This is a genomic window from Hydrogenophaga electricum (assembly GCF_030160815.1).
Taxonomy (GTDB): Bacteria; Pseudomonadota; Gammaproteobacteria; order Burkholderiales; family Burkholderiaceae_C; genus Hydrogenophaga; species Hydrogenophaga electricum.
This window is the reverse complement of the sequence record NZ_BSPB01000009.1, coordinates 118,415-136,794: the sequence shown is the minus strand read 5'-3', so window position 1 is coordinate 136,794 and position 18,380 is coordinate 118,415. Positions and strand designations below refer to the sequence as shown.

Sequence of the window (18,380 nt, the reverse complement as noted above, 5' to 3'; positions counted from 1 at the left end):
GCCGCACACCGTCGGTGCCCGGGCCTTCGCCCGGCGGCTGGGCCGGGGCCACCACCAGCGCGAGCTGGGCGGGTGCGTCGGCGCGGTGCGGCGACAGCGGCACGCGGGCCGTCCAGCGGCTGCCGTCCCAGGCCTGGGTCCAGGGCGATCCGGGTTCGATCAGGCCGGGCGCTTCGGGGAAGAATTCCAGCGGGCGGCCGCGCAGGCGTTCGGGCAGGTCGGCCAGCGACACCTGCAAGAAGCCGTCGCCGGGGCTGACCTGGCTGGCACCGGTGGGCTGGGCGCTGGGCGCGGCCGCCAGCGCGTCGTTGAAGGCGGCGCCGTTCAAGGCGGTCGAGCCCAGCACGGGAATGCGCAGGCTGAAGCTGCCTTCTTCGGGAATGCATTCCTTGCGGCAGACCAGCCAGTTGGCCTGGAGCTGCACGTCGATCTGCTGGCCGCTGAAGCCGGGCTCCACGGTCAGCGGCACGGGCAGCAGCACGGTGCCGTCGTAGCCGTAGTTGGCCAGGGTGCCGAGCGGGAACTTGCGCGGCGTGGGCCACTGGATGGCGCCCGCGCTCACGCCGGGCGGCAGGGTCCAGTTCAGTTCGGTGGGCAGGCCCGAATCGCCCGGGTTCTTCCAGTAGGTGTGCCAGTCGGGGGTGTGGCGCAGTTGCAGGCCGACCCAGACGGTGGCGCCCGGCGCGGCGCCCTGGGGCGCGTGGGCCATGAGTTCGGCGCGCACCTGGGCGGTGCTGACCACCGGGCCGGCCAACAGGCTCTGCGCCGACGCCCCGGTGGCTCCCCACAGCGCTGCCAGCCCCAGAAAAGCCAGCCGGCGCAACGGCGGAAACAGCGAAGACAACAAAGCGGCGAAACCGAGCATGGTGAACGTGGGGCGAGGGGGCGGGCGCGGGCCGGGAGGGCCCGCAGATAGGAGCGCGGCACCCCGGCCGGGGTTCCCGCTGCTGCCGGAGATTGTCGCCAAATATCAGCGCTGGCTGTTGGATGGCGGGGCCGTGCTATCGCTTCGATAGAGGCGTTTGAATGCCCATGCGGTTCACAGCCCCGCCCGATTGGGCTAAAAAGCGGGTTCGCTTGTCTTTCAACGACCTGTCGGCATGGAGGTGCATGCATGGGATCGATGGTGGAACTGGCTCTGCAGCCATGGGCGCAGCGGGTGCGGCGCACAGCGAACCTGCCGGTACGTTTGCGCTGGGGCGACAGCGGCGGCGCGTCGCTGGCCCTGGGTGATTTTGAACAGCCGCAGGTGGAGATTCGCGTGCGCGACCCGCAGGCGCTGCGGCTGCTGATCGACCCCAGCCTGGCCACGCTGGGCGAGGCTTACGTGGAAGGCCTGATCGATGTCGAAGGCCGCCTGGGCGACATCCTGGCCGTGGCCCACCGGCTGGCCGACACGGCCGAGCCCGAAGGCGGGCTGCTCGGGCGCATCCGGCGCAGCTTCCAGCACACGCGGCAAAGCGACCGCCAGGCCATCCAGTACCACTACGACGTGTCCAACGCCTTCTATGCCCAGTGGCTGGACCCGGCGATGGTCTATTCCTGCGCCTATTTTGAGAACGGCGACGAGACGCTGGCCCAGGCGCAGGAAAAGAAGATCGACCACATCCTCACCAAGGTCCGGCTGGCGCCGGGCCAGCGGCTGCTCGACATCGGTTGTGGCTGGGGCGCGCTGGTGCTGCGGGCGGCGCAGAAGTTCGGCGCGCGCTGCGTCGGCATCACGCTGTCGCAGCAGCAGTTCGATCTGGCGACCGAACGTGTGCAGGCGGCGGGCCTGCAGGACCGGATCGACATCCGCCTGCAGGATTACCGCGACGTGAGCGACGGGCCGTTCGACCGCATCACCAGCGTCGGCATGTTCGAGCACGTGGGGCTGAACCACCTGACGCCGTACTTCACGCGCATCCGCGACCTGCTGGTGCCCGACGGCTGGGCCATGAATCACGGCATCACCAGCACCGATCCGCAGGACGGTGAGACGGCCCACGGCGGCGGGGGCTTCATCGAGCGCTACGTCTTCCCGCAGGGCGAGCTGCCGCACATCGGCACCGTGCTGCGCACGCTGCAGGAAGGTGGGCTGGAGGCCTTTGACGTGGAAAACCTGCGCCGCCACTACGCGCGCACCCTGCAGTGCTGGAGCGACGCCTTCGAGGCCCGGACCGAGTCGCTGCGGCAACTGGTGGACGAGCGGCACTGGCGCATCTGGCGCGTGTACCTGGCCGGTTGCGCCTGGGCCTTCGAGCACGACGAGATCGCGCTGTTCCAGGTGCTGTGCCGGCCGGCGGGGCGCAGCGCGCGCGAACTGCCCTGGTCGCGGCGCTGGCTCTACCCCTGAACCGGCGCGTGCCAGCCCGTGCCAGCCTGCGTTGGCGCGGTCGGCAAGGCGGTGCGAGCGCCGGCCTTGGCCTAAGATCCGACCCATGAACGCCACGCCACGCCACTGGGCCGACCTCAGCACCGCCGACTTCGCTGCGCTGGACCGCGCCCGCGCCATCGCGGTGCTGCCGGTGGCGGCCACCGAACAACATGGGCCGCACCTGCCGCTGTCGGTGGACACCGACATCGTCAACGGCGTGATCGCGGCGGCCCTGCCGCACCTGCCGGCCGATCTGCCGGCGCTGTTTCTGCCCACGCAGGCCATCGGCTTCTCGCCCGAGCACACGCGTTTTGCCGGCACGCTGACGCTGAAGGCGGAAACGCTGATCCGGGTGTGGACGGAGATCGGTGAATGCGTGGCCGCCAGCGGGGTGCGCAAGCTGGTGCTGTTCAACAGCCACGGCGGGCAGGTGGGCGCACTCGACCTGGTGGCGCGCGACCTGCGGGCCCGGCTTGGCCTGCTGGTCTACAGCGTCAACTGGTTCAACCTGCCCCTGACCGACCCCGACGGGCGCGACGTCAATGAGCGCTTCAGCGCGGCCGAACACCGGTTCGGCGTGCACGCGGGCGCGGTGGAAACGTCGCTGATGCTGGCGCTGGCGCCCGGGCGCGTGCGCCAGGACCGGGCACGGGATTTCCGCTCCACGTCGCAGGACCGGGCCGAACGTTTCGCCACGCTGGGCAACGGCCGCAGCGCCAAGCTGGCCTGGATGATGCAGGACTACCACCCCGAAGGCGCCGCCGGCAATGCCGCGGCGGCCACGGCCGAAGACGGCCACGCCCTGCTTGACGCCGCCGGCCGGGCGCTGGCCCGGCTGCTGGGCGAGATCGACCGTTTGCCGCCGGACACGCTGAACGAGCAGCCGGCCTACCCGGCGCGGTAACGCAGCCTGCGAGAAGACCGCCATGCCTGCGGACGCGGGCATCCAGATGTGTGGGTTTGGGCGTGGTTGTGCGGGGGCTGGGTTCCCGCCTGCGCGGGAACGACGGGCAAGGTTGTGGGCACGACAGACACGCTGCCGCTGGGTTACTGCCCGTGCAGAAACGCCGGCGTGGCATCACCGTTCGTCCTGCTCCGCCAGCCCGTCAGCCCGTCAGCCCGTCAGCCCGTCAGCCCGTCAGCCCGTCAGCCCGTCAGCCCGTCAGCCCGTCAGCCCGTCAGCCCGTCAGCCCGCGACGCCAGTCCCGTCATGCCCGCGAACGCGGGCATCCAGGCGCACGCCAGGGGACTGTGCAGCGCCGCTCAGGCGAAGGTGATCCAGTCCGTGTAATCCGGACTGTCGAGATGGGGCAGCGTGTTGTAGGTCAGCAGGCTGTGCCGCTTGGGGTTGAACTGGAACTGTGTCACCGCGCTGTTGCGAATGCGCAGGTTCAGTTCGATCGTGGTGTCGGGGCTCAGGCCCAGCACACGGCCCACGGCGGTGGAGATCGGGCCGCCGCTGGAGACGATGATCACGTCCTGCCCGTGGTGCTGGCCGCGCACGTGGTCCAGCGCGCTGGTCACGCCGTGCGCGAAGGCGTCGTAGCTGGGCATGCCCTCGGGGCTGATGGTGCCGTCCATCCACTGACGCAGTCCGTCGCGCAGCACCCGGAAGTGCTGCCGGTAGCCCTCGGGCGTCTGGGGTTTTTCCAGTGGCTGGGGGTGGATCGCGCGGATCACCGCCTCGCTGTCGTATTCGTTGAGGCCGGGCCAGACCAGCGGTTCGAGGTCGAAGCCGGCCCCTTCGGCGATGCCGGCCCAGGTCTGCGCATGGCGGCGCAGCGAGCCCATGAGCACGGCGGCTGGCCGCAGTCCGCGTTCGGCCCAGTAACGGCCGAGCCGCTCGGCCTGTTGCCGGCCGAGGGGGCTGAGCTGGTCGTAGTCGGCGGCGCCGAATGACGCCTGTCCGTGGCGCACAAGGTAAAGGTTTCCCATGGGCGGCGATTCTGTGCGAGCCCACCGGGCCGCGTTTGTCCCGGCAGTGACTGGGCAGTGACTGGCGTGGCGCCGGCCCGTCAGCGAGGCACTGGGAAATGGGCGTTTTCCGGGTGATTTTTCGCGTGCTTGACCGTCACGCGGCCGTGTTCCAATGGCGTGATGTCCGTCTGGTTCGCGCTTCATGACGCTTGATCTGCCCACGCTGGTGCTGGTGCGGATGGGCGCGGACGTGCTGATCGCGCTGGCCTTCTGGGCGCAGGCCCGGCGCTACCCGTCCATCCGCGGGCCGGGGTGGTGGTCGCTGGCATCGGTGGCGAGCCTCCTGGGGTCGCTCGGGCTGTGGCTGCGGGCCGGGGGTGGGCCGCCCCAAGCGGCGATCCTGGCCAGTCTGGCGGTCAATGCCAGTGTGCTGATGGTCTGGTTGGGCTTGCGCAGTTATCTGCGCCTGCCGTTGCCGCTTCGATTGGTGGCGCTGACCATGGGGGCGCTGACATTGGCCCATGCAGGGCTCTATGCCGTCAGCGATGGCTTGGGCACGCGTTTTGTGCTGTTCTCTCTGCCTGTTCTGGTCGCGGCCACGCTGGCGCTGCGCGATCTCCAGCAGGTCGACGGAGGCTGGCAGGTGCCGGAGTTCAACGCGTTGCGGCTGCTGACGCTGTTCGAAGGAGCGGTTCTGCTGGCGCTGGCTGCGGTGGTGGTTGCGAGCGGGCTGGTCTGGCCCGATGTGATGCCGGCGTTTCTGTTCGCTTTCCTGATGACCAAGCTGCTGCGGGCGGTGCTCTACGCGGCGCTGGTGTCGCTGCGCCTGCGGCGTGACGCCGAGCAGGCGCGCCACTCGATGGCCAGCCGCGAGGCCGAATGGCGCGCCCTGGTCGAAAACCTCGGCGCCGGGGTGATCGTGTTCCGGCCCGACCACAGCGTGGTGACCATCAATTCGGCGGCGCGCCGTTTCCTGGGTCTGGCCGACCAGGGTGTGGTGCACATGCTGCCGGTGTGGAAGCCCCTGCGGGAAAGCGGGCAGCGCATGCCGCGCCCCGAGCGGCCGTTCGAGCGGCCGTTCGAGCGGGTGTTGGCCACAGGGCGGCCGGTGTCGGACATGGTGCTGGGCTTTCACCAGCCGAATGCCCCGGCGCTGCGCTGGGCGCTGTGCAACGCCTATCCGGAGAACGACGTGCTCGGCGGTCTGCAACACGTCGTTTTCACGTTTGTGGACATCACCTCGCTCAAGCAGGCGCAGGCCGAGCGCGAGGTGCTTGAACAGCATCTGGCGCAGTCGCAGAAGATGGAGGCGCTGGGCACGCTGGCCGGCGGCGTGGCGCACGACTTCAACAACATCCTGGCGGCCATTCTGGGCAATGCGGACCTGGCCCGGCAGGACGTGGGCGCGGGTTCGCCGGCGCAGGAAAGCCTGCACGAAATCAGCGCGGCCGCGCGCCGCGGGCGCGAGCTGGTGCGCCAGATCCTGGCGTTCTCGCGCCAGCAGCCGCTGGAGCGCATGCCGGTGGAGCCGGCGACCATCGTCAACGAAACCTGTGCCCTGCTGCGCACGGCGATCACGCCGCAGGTGCAACTGTTCACCACCATCGACCCGGCCACGCCGGCCTTGCGGGCCGACGCTACCCAGCTGGGTCAGGTGCTGCTGAACCTGGGCACCAACGCCATCCACGCGCTCGAAGGCCGGTCCGGCCGCATCGAATACCAGGTGCGTGGTGTCCGGCACGACGCGGCCGAACTCCCGGACGAGGTGGCGCAGACCTGCCGGCAGGACGGCGTGGATGCGGTGTGCATCACCGTGGCCGACGACGGCTGCGGCATGGACGAGGCGACCCGTGCGCGCATCTTCGAACCCTTCTTCACCACCAAGGCCGTGGGCCGCGGCACCGGGCTGGGGCTGTCGGTGGTGCTGGGCATCGTGCAGGCGCACGGCGGCGCGATTGAAGTCTGTTCGGGCACGGCGGAGGGCACGCGGTTTTCGCTCTATTTCCCGGGGGCGTCGGCCATGACGCAGCCGGCTTCGGTGCCGGCCGTGACTGCGACGGCAGGTGAGGGCGCCCCGGCACCGGCCGAAGCGGTCACAATGTCAGCTGATCCTGTACCCGCTTCACCGGAGGTGAGCCCGATGGCCGAAACACCCGCGACGCCCCGACACATCCTGTATCTCGATGACGACGACACCTTGGTGTTCCTGGTGCGTCGCCTGCTGGAGCGTCGGGGTTACCAGGTGTCGGCCTTCACCGACCAGCAGGAAGCCATCGATGCGGTGCGCGCCGCACCCGAGCGCTTCGACCTGCTGATGACCGACTACAACATGCCGGGCATGTCGGGGCTGGATGTGGCGCGCGCGGTGCGGGCCATCAGCCCGGGGTTGCCGGTGGCGGTGGCTTCTGGCTACATCAGCGACGAACTGCAGTCCGAGGCCGACGCCGTCGGCGTGGCCGAAGTGGTGTTCAAGACCGACGCCGTCGAGGCGTTCTGCGAGGTCGTGGCCCGCCTGGTCCGGCCGGCCGCCGCCTGAGGCGGTTTCTTTCAGGCCGCCGCGCCCAGCACCCGCGCCAGCACGGCGCTGTCGACATTGCCGCCCGTCAGGGCGATGCCCACCGGCCGACCGGCCAGTTGATCGCGTTCCTGCCAGGCCGCCGCCAGGGCCGCCGCGCCAGCGCCTTCGGCCACGTTGTGGGTGTCGGCGAACAGCCAGCGCATGGCTTGGGCCACGTCGGCGTCGCTCACCGGCACCAGGTGGTGGAGGTGGGGGCCCAGGATCGCCAGTGCCGCGGCATCGGCCACCCGGCAGGCCATGCCATCGGCCAGCTCGGTGGACACGGGGGCTTCGACCACGCGGCCCGCCGCCAGCGAGTCGGCATAGGTGGTGGCGTGCGCGCTGATCACGCCGACCAGGCGCACCGGGTGGTTCAGCGCGGTTTTGGCCGCGATTGCGGCGCAGGCGCCCGAGCCCTGGCCGATGGGCACGTAGGCCACCGCCAGATCGGGCACGGCGCGCAGGAATTCCCACCAGTAGGTGCTGACGCCGCGCAGCAGGTCGGGGTGAAAGCTGGGCACCATGTGGGCGCCGCGTTCGGCCGCCAGTTGCATGGCGTGTTCGCGGCTTTCCTGGAAGTCGCTGCCGTGTTCGATGAGCTGCACGCCCAGCGCCCGCATGGCCGCGTTTTTTTCCACCGAATTGCCATGCGGCACGACGATGGTGCAACGCACGCCGTGGGCGCGCGCGGCCCAGCCGATGCTCTGGCCGTGGTTGCCGCGGGTGGCGCTGATCACTTCGCGCGGCAGCTCGCCGCGCCGGCGCAACTGGTCGAAGTAGGTCAGCCCGCCCCGGATCTTGAACGCGCCCACCGGGGTGTGGTTTTCGTGTTTGACCCAGCAGTCGGTGCCCAGGCGCTGGCTCAGCAGCGCCCAGCGGTACTGCGGCGTGGGCGGGAATTCGCGGTACACCACCTCGGCGGCGGCTTCGATGTCGGTGCGGGTGGGCAGGGTCATGGGGCGGTTCTTCGGTGCGGCGGTGTGCCGCTCAGGGGAAAGAGGGGTTGCCGGCGGCCAGCAGCGGATGCGTCAGGCACCGCTCTTGCCCGTCGGGCCCGCTCAGGCGGGTGATGAGGCGTGCCGGCCCTGCAGAGGCCGCCACGCTGGTTAGGCCAATGGCGGCCAGAGCCTGTTGCAGGCGGTCGGCCTGCGGATGCTGCAGGTGCAGGCTGCGCAGGGTCAGACCGGCGCTGGCCATGCGGGCCGACGGGTGCGTGTCGCCCCACTGGATCAGGGTTGGCAAGGCGCCGTCGAACAGGCGTTGCCCGTCGTCGCGCACGGTGATCTGCCACTGCAGCAGGCCGTCCGGCGTGGGGCGCGACGCCGCGAGCGCCGGGCCACGGTCGATGCCCAGCGCGGCCCAGGCCGCCGTCGCGGCCGCGAGATCGGGCACGGCCGCCACCCAGTGCACCAGTTGCGGCCCCTGTTGTGCGAGCCGGGCCTGCAGGGCCGGGTCGTCGAGGTCGAACCAGCGCTTCAAGCCCGGGGCGCGCTGAGGCCGCACCGGCGGATCGATGGCGATGATCTCCAGGTAGGCCCGCGGGTGGTCGACGCTGTCCAGCCGCAGCAGCCGGTTGTGGGTGCCGAACAGCGGGTGCGCGCCGCCGGGGCCGGGCTCCACGCCCAGGGTGGCCCGGCACCAGGCCACGCCATCGTCCAGCGTGCGTGCGGCGACCACCAGGTGGTCGAGCTGGGCGGGAGCGGCGGCGGTCACAGTTGCACCAGGCCGTCGATGCAGGTGACGCTGGCGCCGCCGACCCAGATCGTGCCGCCGGCGTCGCGCTGGATGTGCACCCGGCCTTCGCGCGCCAGCACCGTGCCTTGCGCGGCCACGTAGCGATCGGGCGCCAGGCCGGCGCCGATGAGCCACTGCGCCAGCGCGGCGTTGAGGCTGCCGGTCACCGGGTCTTCGGTCAGGCTGTGGTTGCCGGGGAAGAAGGCGCGCACCTCGAACTGCGTCTCGCCCGAGGTCTGGGGCGCGACCACGCCGATTTCCAGGCCTTCCAGGCACTCGGCGTCCGGCCGCAGCGCCAGCACCTGTTCGGCGCTGCGCAGCATCACGCCGCGCCATTGCGGCCCGTTGTCGCACCAGGCGTGCGCGCTGATGTCTTCGCGTGCCACGCCCAGGCCGCGGGCGATCAGCGCCAGGTCGGCTTCGTCCAGCGGTCCGCCCCGGCGCAGCGGCGGCGCCGCAAACGCGAGCCGGTCGCCGTCGCGCTGGATCTTCACCAGCCCCACGCCGCATTCCTGCACCACCTGCTCGCCGCGCGGTGTGCCGCCGGCCTGCAGCCAGGCGTGGCAGGTGCCCAGCGTGGGGTGGCCTGCGAACGGCAGTTCGCGCCCGGGGCAGAAGATGCGCACGCGGTAGTCGGCGCCGGCGGCCGCGCCCTCGGGCGTGGGCGGCAGCACGAAGGTGCATTCGGACAGGTTGGTCCAGTTGGTGAAGTGCTGCATCGTGGCCGTGTCCAGGTCCGTGCCGTCGAGCACCACCGCCAGCGGGTTGCCGCGGTAGGGTGTGGTGGTGAAGACGTCGACCTGTTTGAAGGCGCGTGTCGGCATGAAGGTTCTCCGGTGTCAGGACAGGGGCAGGTCGAGCACGCCGCGGCTGGCGGGCTGGCTGAGCCAGTGGGCGTACCAGCGTTCGAGGTGCGGCCAGGCCGGGCGCGGCTGCGGCAGGCCCCACCAGCGGTGGACCTCGCAGGCGATCGGGATGTCGGCCATGGTGAGCGCCGCACCGGCCATGAAGGGCTGGTGGGCCAGGTGGTCATTCAGCTGTGCGAACAGTGGCTCGGCCGCCGCCACCGAGGCCGCGATGACCACCGGATCGCGTTGCGCGGCGGGCGTGCGGAACCACTGTTTGAAGGCGGGGCTGCCGGCAGGGTTGAGCGTGGTCTGCTGCCAGTCCATCCAGCGCTCGGCGTCGGCGCGGTGTTGCAGGTCGGCGGGGTACCAGTCGGGCGCCGTTCCATCGGGGCTCGCCGCGGCTTCGGCCTGGCGGGCACACAGGTAGCGCACGATGGCGTTCGACTCCCAGAGCGTGAAGTCGCCGTCTTCCAGCAGCGGCACCAGACCGTTGGGGTTCTTGGCGCGGTAGTCGGGCGTGTCCACCACGCCGTGGCTCAGGCCCGCGTCGATGCGCTCGAAGGGCACGCCCAGCATCTGGGCGCACAGCACCACCTTGCGCACATTGATCGAGCTGATCCGGCCCCAGAGCTTGAGCGGGGTGCGGTCGCCGCCGGGGGACAGCGAAGCACACGAAGTGGCGGGCGCGGGAGCCATGTCGGTCCTTCAGCCCTGCACCGCTTCGCGGACGGCGTCGGCCAGCGCCTTGATGCCGATGCGGATCTGCTCTTCGCTGGCCGTCACGAAGGACAGGCGCAGCGTGCGCGGGTCGGCGTCGTCGGCGTAGAAGGCGGCGCCGGGCACGAAGGCCACGCCCTTGTCCACGGCCTTGGGCAGCAGCGCGATGGCGTCGACCCCGGCGGGCAGGCGCGCCCACAGGAACATGCCGCCGTCGGGCGAATTCCACTGCACGTCCAGCCCCGCCATCTCCTGCTTCAGCGCGTCGAGCATGGCCTGGCACTGACGCTTGTAGAGCGCGCGGATGGTGGGCACGTGGCGGTCGAGGAAGCCGTCCTTGAGTACTTCGGCCACCATCCGCTGGTTGAAGCTGGGGCTGTGCAGATCGGCCGCCTGCTTGGCCTGCAGCAGCTTGGGCATGATCGCCGGGGGTGCGACCACGTAGCCCAGGCGCAGGCCCGGCGCCAGCACCTTGGAGAACGAGCCCAAGTAGATGCAGCCTTCGGGGCAGCGCGCGGTCAGCGGCTTCGGCGGCGGCTGGTCAAACCACAGGTCGCCATAGGGGTTGTCTTCCACGATGGGCAGGCCGGCCGTCTGCGCGGCGTCCACCAGGGCCTGCCGGCGCGCTTCGCTCATGCTGCGGCCCGTGGGGTTCTGGAAGTTGGGCAGCACGTACAGGAAACGCGCGCCCGGGGCTTTCTTCACCAGATCGTCCACCACGATGCCTTCGGCGTCGCTGTCCACGCTGACGATGGTCGGCTCCATGGGCGTGAAGGCCTGCAGGGCGCCGAGGTAGGTCGGCGTTTCCACCAGCACGGTGCTGCCTTCGTCGATCAGCACCTTGGCCACCAGGTCCAGGCCCTGCTGGCTGCCGGTGGTGATGAGCACCTGCTCGGGGCTGACGTCCCAGGGCAACTGCCGCGCGACCCACTCGCACAGCGGGCGGTAGCCTTCGCTGGCGGCGTACTGCAGGGCGGCACGGCCGTCGGTGCGCAGCACCGTTTCGCAGGCCTGGGCGAAGGCGTCGACCGGGAAGGTCTTGGGCGAAGGCAGGCCGCCAGCGAAGCTGATGATGCCGGGTTTTTCGGTGACCTTGAGGATCTCGCGGATCACGGAAGGGTTCATCTTGTGGGCGCGTTGCGCCAGGGTCCAGGTCATGGACGTTCTCCTCCAGGCGGGCCGAAAAACACGACCCAGGTTGCAAAGTCTCGACTGAATTCTTCAAAGCGGTGGGCGACGCCGGCGCGCACCAGGCGCAGGTCGCCCGCGCGCACCGGACCGCAGTGGTCACCGACACGCAGCCGGGCACGGCCGTGCTGGATCACGTACAGCTCGTCCTGCGGGTGGGGTGACTGGATGTCGCGGCCCAGGCGCGAGGTGGCGGGCACGAACAGCTCGACCCGGAGCGAGCCGTGCGACAGCGCCTGCACAAATGGCTGGCCGTGGGGATAGTCGGCACTGACCGGCCCCGGCAGTCCGGCCAGCAGGCGGTGCAGGTCGGGGGTGGCGGCGGCGAGCGCGTTCATGCCGGCGCTCCCAGGCCGCGCATCAGCATCCAGATGGCCGTGAGCACCAGGGCGCTGGCCATCACGCGGTTGAAAACCTGCAGGCGCCGGCCGCTGGGCTGACCCTGTTCGAGCGGGCCGGCCAGCCACTCGCGCAGGAGCGAACCCACCAGCGCGTAGGTCAGGTTGCTGAAGAAGGCGAAGGCGAGCATCAGTGGCAGCACCTGAGCGAACCGTTGCCAGGCGTCGTCATGTCCGGCGATCCAGCCCGCCACGATGGACAGCGCCAGCATCCAGGCCTTGATGTTGAGAAACTGCAGCAACACGCCTTCGCCAAAACCGGCGCTCAGGCGTTGGCTGTCGGCCTGCCCGAGCGCCCGGCTGCGCCACAGCCGCAGGGCCAGCCAACCCAGGTAGGCGCAGCCACCGGCCAGGATGGCGCTGCGCAGCAGGGGTTGCGCCAGCACCAGCGCCCCCACCCCGGCCGAGCACAGGGCCAGCAGCAGCGACCAGCCCACCGGCACGGCGCACACGAAGGGCAGTGCGCGGCGCAGCCCCTGGTTGGCAGCCAGGGCGGTCGACAGGGTCGTGTTGGGGCCCGGGGTGAAGCTGGTGGCCGTGGCCAGCACCAGCAGGGCGCTGAATTCGCTGGCGGTCATGGGGTGAGGGGCATGAAGCAGGTGCGAGGGTGTTGCGGGATAGGAGCAGACACTTTATCCTTGGCATCCATACACATTCCATACACTTTCATGGCTCAGTTTTCGCATCTGTATGGTTGATCCTGTCCATACACCCCAGACGCCTTCGGTCGACGATCTGCCGGTCGCGCCCGTTCCCGGAGCGACGCTCTCGCGCACCGCGGCCCAGACCCTGACGGAGCAGCTGGCCGAGCGCTTTGCCAGCCGCATCCGCGACCGCCTGCTCGCGCCCGGCGCGCGGCTGCCCAGTGTGCGCCAGTGCGCCCAGCAGCACGGGCTGAACCCGTCGACGGTGGTGGCGGCCTACGACCAGCTGCTCGCGCGCGGTCTGGTGGAGGCGCGCCGCAACCGGGGGTTTTTCGTGCGCGAGCGGGGGCCGGCCTCCGCGGGCAGCGCTGCCGGCAAAAGCCCGGCCACCGCCCCGGGCGCTGCCGTTCCGCGCATGGTGGCGCCCGTGAACGCGGCGACGCTGATCCGCGGCATGTTCCACCCGTCCGAAGGCAAGCCGCAGCCGGGGGCCGGGGTGTTTCCGCCCGAATGGCTGGAAAACAGCTTCATGTCGGCGGCCGTGCGCAAGGTCAGCACCCACGCGGCGCTGGCCGACGCCTCGTTGCGTTATGGCGAGCCACAGGGTGACGGCCTGCTGCGCCGCGTGCTGGCGACGCGGCTGCAGGGCATGGGCCTGCCGGCCGACCCGGCGCAGATCATCACCACCGTGGGCGCGACGCACGCGCTGGACATCGTCAGCCGCACGCTGCTCAAGCCCGGCGACGCGGTGATGGTGGAAGAGCCGGGCTGGGCGGTGGAATTCGCCCGGTTGCACGCGCTGGGCATGCGGGTGCTGCCGGTGCCGCGCGGCCCGGCCGGGCCCGACCTGGCCGTGATGGAGCGCTACTGCGAGGCGCACGCGCCCAAGCTGTTTGTGAGTGTGAGCGTGCTGCACAACCCGACCGGCTACAGCCTCACGCCGGCCAGTGCCCACCGCGTGCTGCAACTGGCTCAGCGCCACCATTTCCTGGTGGTCGAAGACGACACCTACGGCCACATCGCTCCCGAACACGCCACCCGCATGGGCGTGCTCGACGGCCTGCAGCGCACCATCTACGTGAGCGGGTTTGCGAAGATCCTTGCGCCCAACTGGCGGGTGGGCTACCTGGTGGCGCCACCCGACTGGACCGAGCGCCTGCTCGACACCAAGATGCTGGCCACGCTGACCACGCCGAGCCTGCTGGAGCGCGCCATGGCGCATTGCATCGAGCAGGGGCAACTGCGGCGGCACGCCGAACGCATTCGGCACCGGCTTGACCTGGCGCGCAGCCGGAGCGCCAAGCTGGCCCAGGCGGCCGGGTGCCGTTTCGTGGCCGAGCCGGCCGGCCTGTTCGGCTGGGTGGACACGGGCACCGACACCGAGGCGCTGGCCCAGCGCCTGCTGGATGAGGGCTACCTGACTGCGCCCGGCTCGCTGTTTTATGCCAACCGGGCGCCGAGCACGCTCATGCGCATCAATTTCGCCACCACGCAGGACGCCGCCTTCTGGCGCACGTTCAGCCGGCTGGCGGGCGCGCGCTGAGCAGGGCGGCCAGCGCGGCATCGATCTTCTGTGCTTCGGCCTGCATCAGCGGCAGGGCGCGCTCGAACAGGCTCCAGTCCTTGGAGCGTGCCGCCAGCTCCAGTCCTTTGGCGAAGCGGGCGCCCCGGTCGGCGGTCATGCTGCCGAGCGAGCCCTTGAGGCCGTGGGCGTGGGCAATGGCCGCGTCGGCATCGCGGCGCTGCAGCGCCTGGTACAGCTCGGCCAGCCGGGCGGCCAGGTCGGTGCGCATCACCTCGGCGAGCTGGCGCAGGGTGGCCTCATCGCCATCCAGCCGGCGGCGGAGCTTTTCGAGGTCGAGGGCGTCGGCGCTGGCGGTCGGGGTGTCGCCAAGAACGGCGGGCGCTGGCGCTGCGGCGGCTGCGCGCACGCCTTGCACTTTCAGCAGCGCATCGTCCATCGCCCGGATCAGGGCTTGCGGGCTGACGGGTTTGGGCACGTAACCGTCCATGCCGGCGGCGAGGCAGGCATCGCGATCGCCGTTCATGGCGTTGGCGGTCACCGCAATGATCGGGGTGTGAGGGCGCCCGGTCTCGATTTCGCGCAGCCGGATGCGGCGCGTCGCTTCCAGGCCGTTGCTGCCCGGCATCTGCACATCCATCAGCACCAGATCGGTGTCTCCCTGTTCCCAGGTGGCCACCGCCTCGTGCCCGTCGTGGGCGGGCCTGACGGTGCATCCGAGCCGGCGCAGCAGCTGGCTGGTGATCAGTTCGTTGACCGGGTGATCTTCGGCCAGCAGCACCCGCAGGCCGGCAAAGCGCTGGCCGGCCTGGGCCAGTTCGTCCAGCTCCATGGGGGCGCTCAGGGGCGCGCTGTCGGCCGGCGCTGCCTCGCGCAAGGGCAGCGTGACGGTGAAGCAGCTGCCCTGCCCGAGGGCGCTCTGCACGGCGATTTCGCCGCCCATCAGTTGCACCAGCCGGGCGCAGATCGCCAGCCCGAGCCCGCTGCCGCCGAAGCGTCGGGCGGTCGACGCGTCGGCCTGGGTGAAGGCCTCGAAGATCTGAGCCTGGTGGCGCGGCGCGATGCCCACGCCCGTGTCCCGCACGCGCAACCGCAACCGGGGCGGTCCGCCCTCGGCGGGGTGCAGCACGTCAGCCTCCAGCCGGACCTGCCCGCCCCGGGGCGTGAACTTCAGCGCGTTGGACAGCAGGTTGCCCAGCACCTGCCGCAGGCGGCCCGGGTCGCCATGAATATGAGGTGGCAGGTCGGGCGCCATCGACAGCGACCAGCCCAGCGGTTTGGCCTGGGCCTGCTCGGCGTACAGGCGCCCCACATCCTCCAGCGCCTCTGCCAGATCAAACTGCACGTCTTCCAGCATGAGCTTGCCGGCCTCGATGCGGGAGAGATCCAGCACGTCGTTGAGCAGCGCCAGCAGGGCGTGCGCCGAGCTGTCCATCAGCGAGAGCCAGTTGGTCTGTTCCGCGTTGAGGGGCGAATCCATGAGCAGCCGTGTCAGGCCCATCAGCGCATTCAGCGGGGTGCGGACTTCGTGGCTGATGTTGGCCAGGAACTCGCTCTTGGCCCGGCTGGCCTGTTCGGCGAGCGCGCGGGCCTGCTCCCCGGCGGCCTCGACGCGCTTGCGTTCGCGGATGTCGGCATGGGTGCCCATCAGCCGCAGCGGTCGCCCCAGGGCATCGTGTTCGGCCACCATGCCATGGCTTTCGATCCACAGCCAGCCCTGGGCCGTGCGCACGCGGTACTCTGCCGACGCCCGTGCAACCTCCCCGGCCAGCAGGGCGCGCACCTCGGCGGACACGCGCGGGCGGTCTTCGGGATGCACCCGCTCCAGCAGGCGGTCGGTATCCCAGTAGCCGCCCTGCGGCAGGTCGCCGATCATTTCGCCCCAGCGGGAGTTGAGAAACACCTGGCTCGAACTCAGCTGCCAGTCCCAGAGTGCCAGGCCGGCGGCGGCGACAGCCAGCTCCAACCGGTCCCGGGTTTCGTCGAGCGCTTCTTCGGCCAGCAGGCGGCTGTTGGATTCGTGGTGGAACGAGTTGCGAAGCCGGTCGATTTCGCCGTTCTGCCGGTCCACCTCGGCCAGCAACTGCCGGACCCGCTCCCGCTCACCTCTCAGTTCTTGCAGGGCACGCTGCAAATCCTGGGCGAGACGTTGCGGTGAATGCGCAGAGGCAGGTTTCATGGGGCGCGAGGGCTGCAGGGGCGCTTCGCGCCGTGGGTCACTGGCCGCCCAGCGCCTCCCAGCGTTCGAGGGCCTGGAGCCATTCTGCCTCGATTTCGGCATGTCGGCCGGCGAGTTGAGCGGCTCTGGACGGATGGGTACCAAATAGTTGACCGCCGTCGAGTTCTTTGTCCACCGCCGCCAGTTCCTGTTCCAGTGTGGCCATGCGGGCGGGCAGTGCGTCGAACTCGCGCTGCTCCTTGTAGCTGAGCTTGCGCTTGCCGGCCGCCGGGGGCGGCGCGGCGGTGTCGGCCTCTGCCGGTGGCGCGGCGCCAGCGGTCCGCTCGGGTTTGGCAGCCGCAGGCGTGGCGAGTTCGGTCGCCCGTGCCGACTGGGTCAGCCAGTCCTGCACATCGCCCACGTATTCGCGCCAGCGGCCCTCGCCTTCGGCCACCAGGGTGCTGGTCACCACGTTGTCGAGAAAGCGTCGGTCGTGGCTGACGAGGAACACCGTGCCTTCGTACTGCTGAAGCAGGTCTTCCAGCAGCTCCAGGGTGTCGATGTCCAGGTCGTTCGTGGGCTCGTCCAGCACCAGCACGTTGGCCGGGCGCGCGAACAGACGGGCGAGCAACAGGCGGTTGCGTTCGCCGCCAGAGAGCGTGCGAACGGGTGAACTGGCGCGCGCGGGCGAAAACAGGAAGTCGCCCAGATAGCTGCGCACGTGGGTGCGCCGGTTCCCGATTTCGATCCATTCGCTGCCGGGGCTGATGAAGTCCTCCAGCGTGGCGTCCAGATCCACCTGTTCGCGCATCTGGTCGAAGTAGGCCACGCTGAGGTTGCTGCCTTGGCGCACCGTGCCGCTGTCAGGTGCCAATTGCCCCAGCAAGGTCTTGAGCAAGGTGGTCTTGCCGGCGCCGTTCGGCCCGATCAGCCCCACTTTGTCGCCGCGCAGAATGGTGGTGGACAGTCCGCGGATCACGGTTTGACGACCGCCATCGGGAAGGGGGAACGATACCGTCACGTTGTCGAGCTCAGCCACGATCTTGCCGCTGGCGGTGCCGCTGGCCACCTCCATGCGCACGCGCCCCACGGTGTCGCGCCGCGCAGCACGGGTTTCCCGCAGCCGCTGCAGGCGCACGATGCGTCCCTGGGCACGGGTTCGCCGGGCCTCGACGCCCTTGCGGATCCACACCTCTTCCTGGGCCAGCAGCTTGTCGGCGCGCGCATTGATGACCGCTTCCTGGGCCAGTTGCTCCTCTTTCAGCGCCTGATAACGGGCAAAGTTGCCGGGATAGCTACCCAGGCGGCCGCGGTCGAGCTCGACGATGCGGGTCGTGATGCGATCCAGGAAGGCGCGGTCATGGCTGATGGTCACCACACTGCCTTTGAAAGCCAGCAAAAGCTCTTCCAGCCAGGCAATGCTGTCCAGGTCCAGGTGGTTGGTGGGCTCGTCCAGCAGCAACACATCGGGGCGGCTCACCAGTGCCTGGGCCAAGGCCACCCGTTTGCGGTTGCCGCCCGACAAGGCGCCGACGATTACCTCGGCATCCAGATGCAGACGCTGCAGGGTTTCTTGCACGCGCTGTTCCCAGTTCCAGGCATCCAGCGCCTCGATGCGCTCCTGGATCAGGTGCAAGTCTTCGGCGTCGCTGCCTTGCAAATAGCGATCACGCAAGGTGCGCGCTTCCCCGAGCCCGAGGCTGGCGGCTTCGAAGACCGTGACGGACTCGTCCAACGCCGGCTCCTGAGGGACGTAGGCCACACGGAGACCGGACTGCTGCTGGAAGGCGCCATCGTCGATGGGCTCAAGTCCGGCCAGTACTTTGAGCAGCGAAGACTTGCCCGTGCCGTTGCGACCAATGAGGCCCACGCGCTCCTGGGATTCAAGAGCAAAGTCGGTATGGTCGAGCAGCGCCACATGGCCATAGGCCAGTTGGGCGTCCTGTAAGGTGAGAAGCGCCATGGATCCGGAGGGAGAGGAACAACAAGCCGAGGATTATCCTGGCCCGCCAAATCGAGCCCTCTATATATAGAGAGGGACCCTACAGGTGATCCACGGGTTGCGCTGTAGATGCCTCGGGGTTTTGGCGCCTGCAGCGCCAAGTGAAAAACTTTGGGCGCCTTTGACATCAGGCTATAAACAGGTATATACTACAAGGCTTCGCTGATCACTGAGGCTGTGTGCTCAAGGGTGCTGGTTGCGGGTGGTGATGTCGAGAGGTGCTGGGAGCTGATGCTCTTGGCGGTTCGAGATGTTGGCGAAAAAGTCGGGTTCTGAAGAAATTTTTCGAAAGACTCGACAAGACGACGAAAGTTGTTCTATAATCGAAGGCTCTGCCTG

The 18,380-nt window shown here is 69.8% G+C and carries 15 protein-coding genes; 4 read left to right on the top strand and 11 right to left on the bottom strand.

All coding sequences use genetic code 11. From position 1 onward, the window contains the following. Positions 1 to 865, bottom strand: an 865-nt coding sequence (locus tag QQK43_RS08410; protein ID WP_284307399.1) for a protein-disulfide reductase DsbD domain-containing protein, incomplete at its 3' end; no start/stop codon positions are given. A 249-nt stretch (positions 866 to 1,114) separates the two neighbouring features. Between QQK43_RS08410 and QQK43_RS08405 the strand changes: the two genes are divergently transcribed. Beyond that, positions 1,115 to 2,335 carry a class I SAM-dependent methyltransferase gene (locus QQK43_RS08405; RefSeq protein WP_370465239.1) on the top strand — a complete coding sequence of 407 codons (1,221 nt, stop codon included), beginning with the start codon at positions 1,115 to 1,117 and terminating at the stop codon, positions 2,333 to 2,335. A gap of 85 nt (positions 2,336 to 2,420) precedes the next feature. Beyond that, positions 2,421 to 3,260 carry a creatininase family protein gene (locus tag QQK43_RS08400; RefSeq protein WP_284307398.1) on the top strand — a complete coding sequence of 280 codons (840 nt, stop codon included), beginning with the start codon at positions 2,421 to 2,423 and terminating at the stop codon, positions 3,258 to 3,260. Between the two features lie 359 nt (positions 3,261 to 3,619). Here the strand turns inward: QQK43_RS08400 and QQK43_RS08395 are convergent, their stop codons facing one another. Further along, positions 3,620 to 4,291: a histidine phosphatase family protein gene (locus QQK43_RS08395; protein WP_284307397.1), complete on the bottom strand. Its 672-nt coding sequence runs from the start codon at positions 4,289 to 4,291 to the stop codon at positions 3,620 to 3,622. A gap of 184 nt (positions 4,292 to 4,475) precedes the next feature. Here QQK43_RS08395 and QQK43_RS08390 point away from each other — a divergent pair, with 184 nt between their 5' ends. After that, positions 4,476 to 6,809, top strand: coding sequence for a hybrid sensor histidine kinase/response regulator (locus tag QQK43_RS08390; protein WP_284307396.1), 2,334 nt, complete (start codon positions 4,476 to 4,478; stop codon positions 6,807 to 6,809). 11 nt (positions 6,810 to 6,820) lie between these two features. Here QQK43_RS08390 and QQK43_RS08385 read toward each other — a convergent pair whose 3' ends face one another. Genes QQK43_RS08385 through QQK43_RS08355 form a run of 7 tightly spaced genes read right to left on the bottom strand, consistent with a single transcriptional unit; the run spans position 6,821 to position 12,293 of the window. Then, the gene (locus QQK43_RS08385) at positions 6,821 to 7,786 is read right to left on the bottom strand and encodes a threonine dehydratase (RefSeq protein ID WP_284307395.1); all 966 of its coding nucleotides are present in this window, start codon (positions 7,784 to 7,786) and stop codon (positions 6,821 to 6,823) included. 31 nt (positions 7,787 to 7,817) lie between these two features. After that, complete coding sequence (locus QQK43_RS08380) at positions 7,818 to 8,543, bottom strand: VOC family protein (protein ID WP_284307394.1); 726 nt, start codon at positions 8,541 to 8,543, stop codon at positions 7,818 to 7,820. Then, on the bottom strand, positions 8,540 to 9,388 hold the full coding sequence (locus tag QQK43_RS08375; protein ID WP_284307393.1) for a PhzF family phenazine biosynthesis protein: 849 nt from the start codon (positions 9,386 to 9,388) through the stop codon (positions 8,540 to 8,542). Before QQK43_RS08375 ends, QQK43_RS08380 begins: the two co-directional genes overlap by 4 nt. Before the next feature lie 15 nt (positions 9,389 to 9,403). Beyond that, positions 9,404 to 10,108 (bottom strand): glutathione S-transferase family protein, encoded by a 705-nt coding sequence (locus tag QQK43_RS08370; RefSeq protein ID WP_284307392.1) that lies wholly within the window; start codon positions 10,106 to 10,108, stop codon positions 9,404 to 9,406. Between the two features lie 9 nt (positions 10,109 to 10,117). Further along, on the bottom strand, positions 10,118 to 11,287 hold the full coding sequence (locus QQK43_RS08365; protein ID WP_284307390.1) for an aminotransferase-like domain-containing protein: 1,170 nt from the start codon (positions 11,285 to 11,287) through the stop codon (positions 10,118 to 10,120). Beyond that, positions 11,284 to 11,655 carry a cupin domain-containing protein gene (locus QQK43_RS08360; protein WP_234267545.1) on the bottom strand — a complete coding sequence of 124 codons (372 nt, stop codon included), beginning with the start codon at positions 11,653 to 11,655 and terminating at the stop codon, positions 11,284 to 11,286. Before QQK43_RS08360 ends, QQK43_RS08365 begins: the two co-directional genes overlap by 4 nt. Continuing rightward, a complete protein-coding gene (locus tag QQK43_RS08355; RefSeq protein ID WP_284307388.1) occupies positions 11,652 to 12,293 on the bottom strand; it encodes a LysE family translocator in 642 nt (213 codons plus the stop codon). The genes QQK43_RS08360 and QQK43_RS08355 overlap by 4 nt, the downstream gene beginning before the upstream one ends. Positions 12,294 to 12,405: 112 nt before the next feature. On the opposite strand from QQK43_RS08355, the gene QQK43_RS08350 reads away from it, so the two are divergent. Further along, positions 12,406 to 13,902, top strand: coding sequence for an aminotransferase-like domain-containing protein (locus tag QQK43_RS08350; RefSeq protein ID WP_284307387.1), 1,497 nt, complete (start codon positions 12,406 to 12,408; stop codon positions 13,900 to 13,902). On the opposite strand, the gene QQK43_RS08345 is transcribed toward QQK43_RS08350, so the two are convergent. Both QQK43_RS08345 and QQK43_RS08340 read right to left on the bottom strand, forming a co-directional pair. Beyond that, complete coding sequence (locus QQK43_RS08345; RefSeq protein WP_284307386.1) at positions 13,877 to 16,060, bottom strand: PAS domain-containing hybrid sensor histidine kinase/response regulator; 2,184 nt, start codon at positions 16,058 to 16,060, stop codon at positions 13,877 to 13,879. The genes QQK43_RS08350 and QQK43_RS08345 overlap by 26 nt on opposite strands. 37 nt (positions 16,061 to 16,097) lie before the next feature. Continuing rightward, complete coding sequence (locus QQK43_RS08340; RefSeq protein WP_284307385.1) at positions 16,098 to 18,002, bottom strand: ATP-binding cassette domain-containing protein; 1,905 nt, start codon at positions 18,000 to 18,002, stop codon at positions 16,098 to 16,100. Between the last annotated feature and the right edge of the window lie 378 nt (positions 18,003 to 18,380).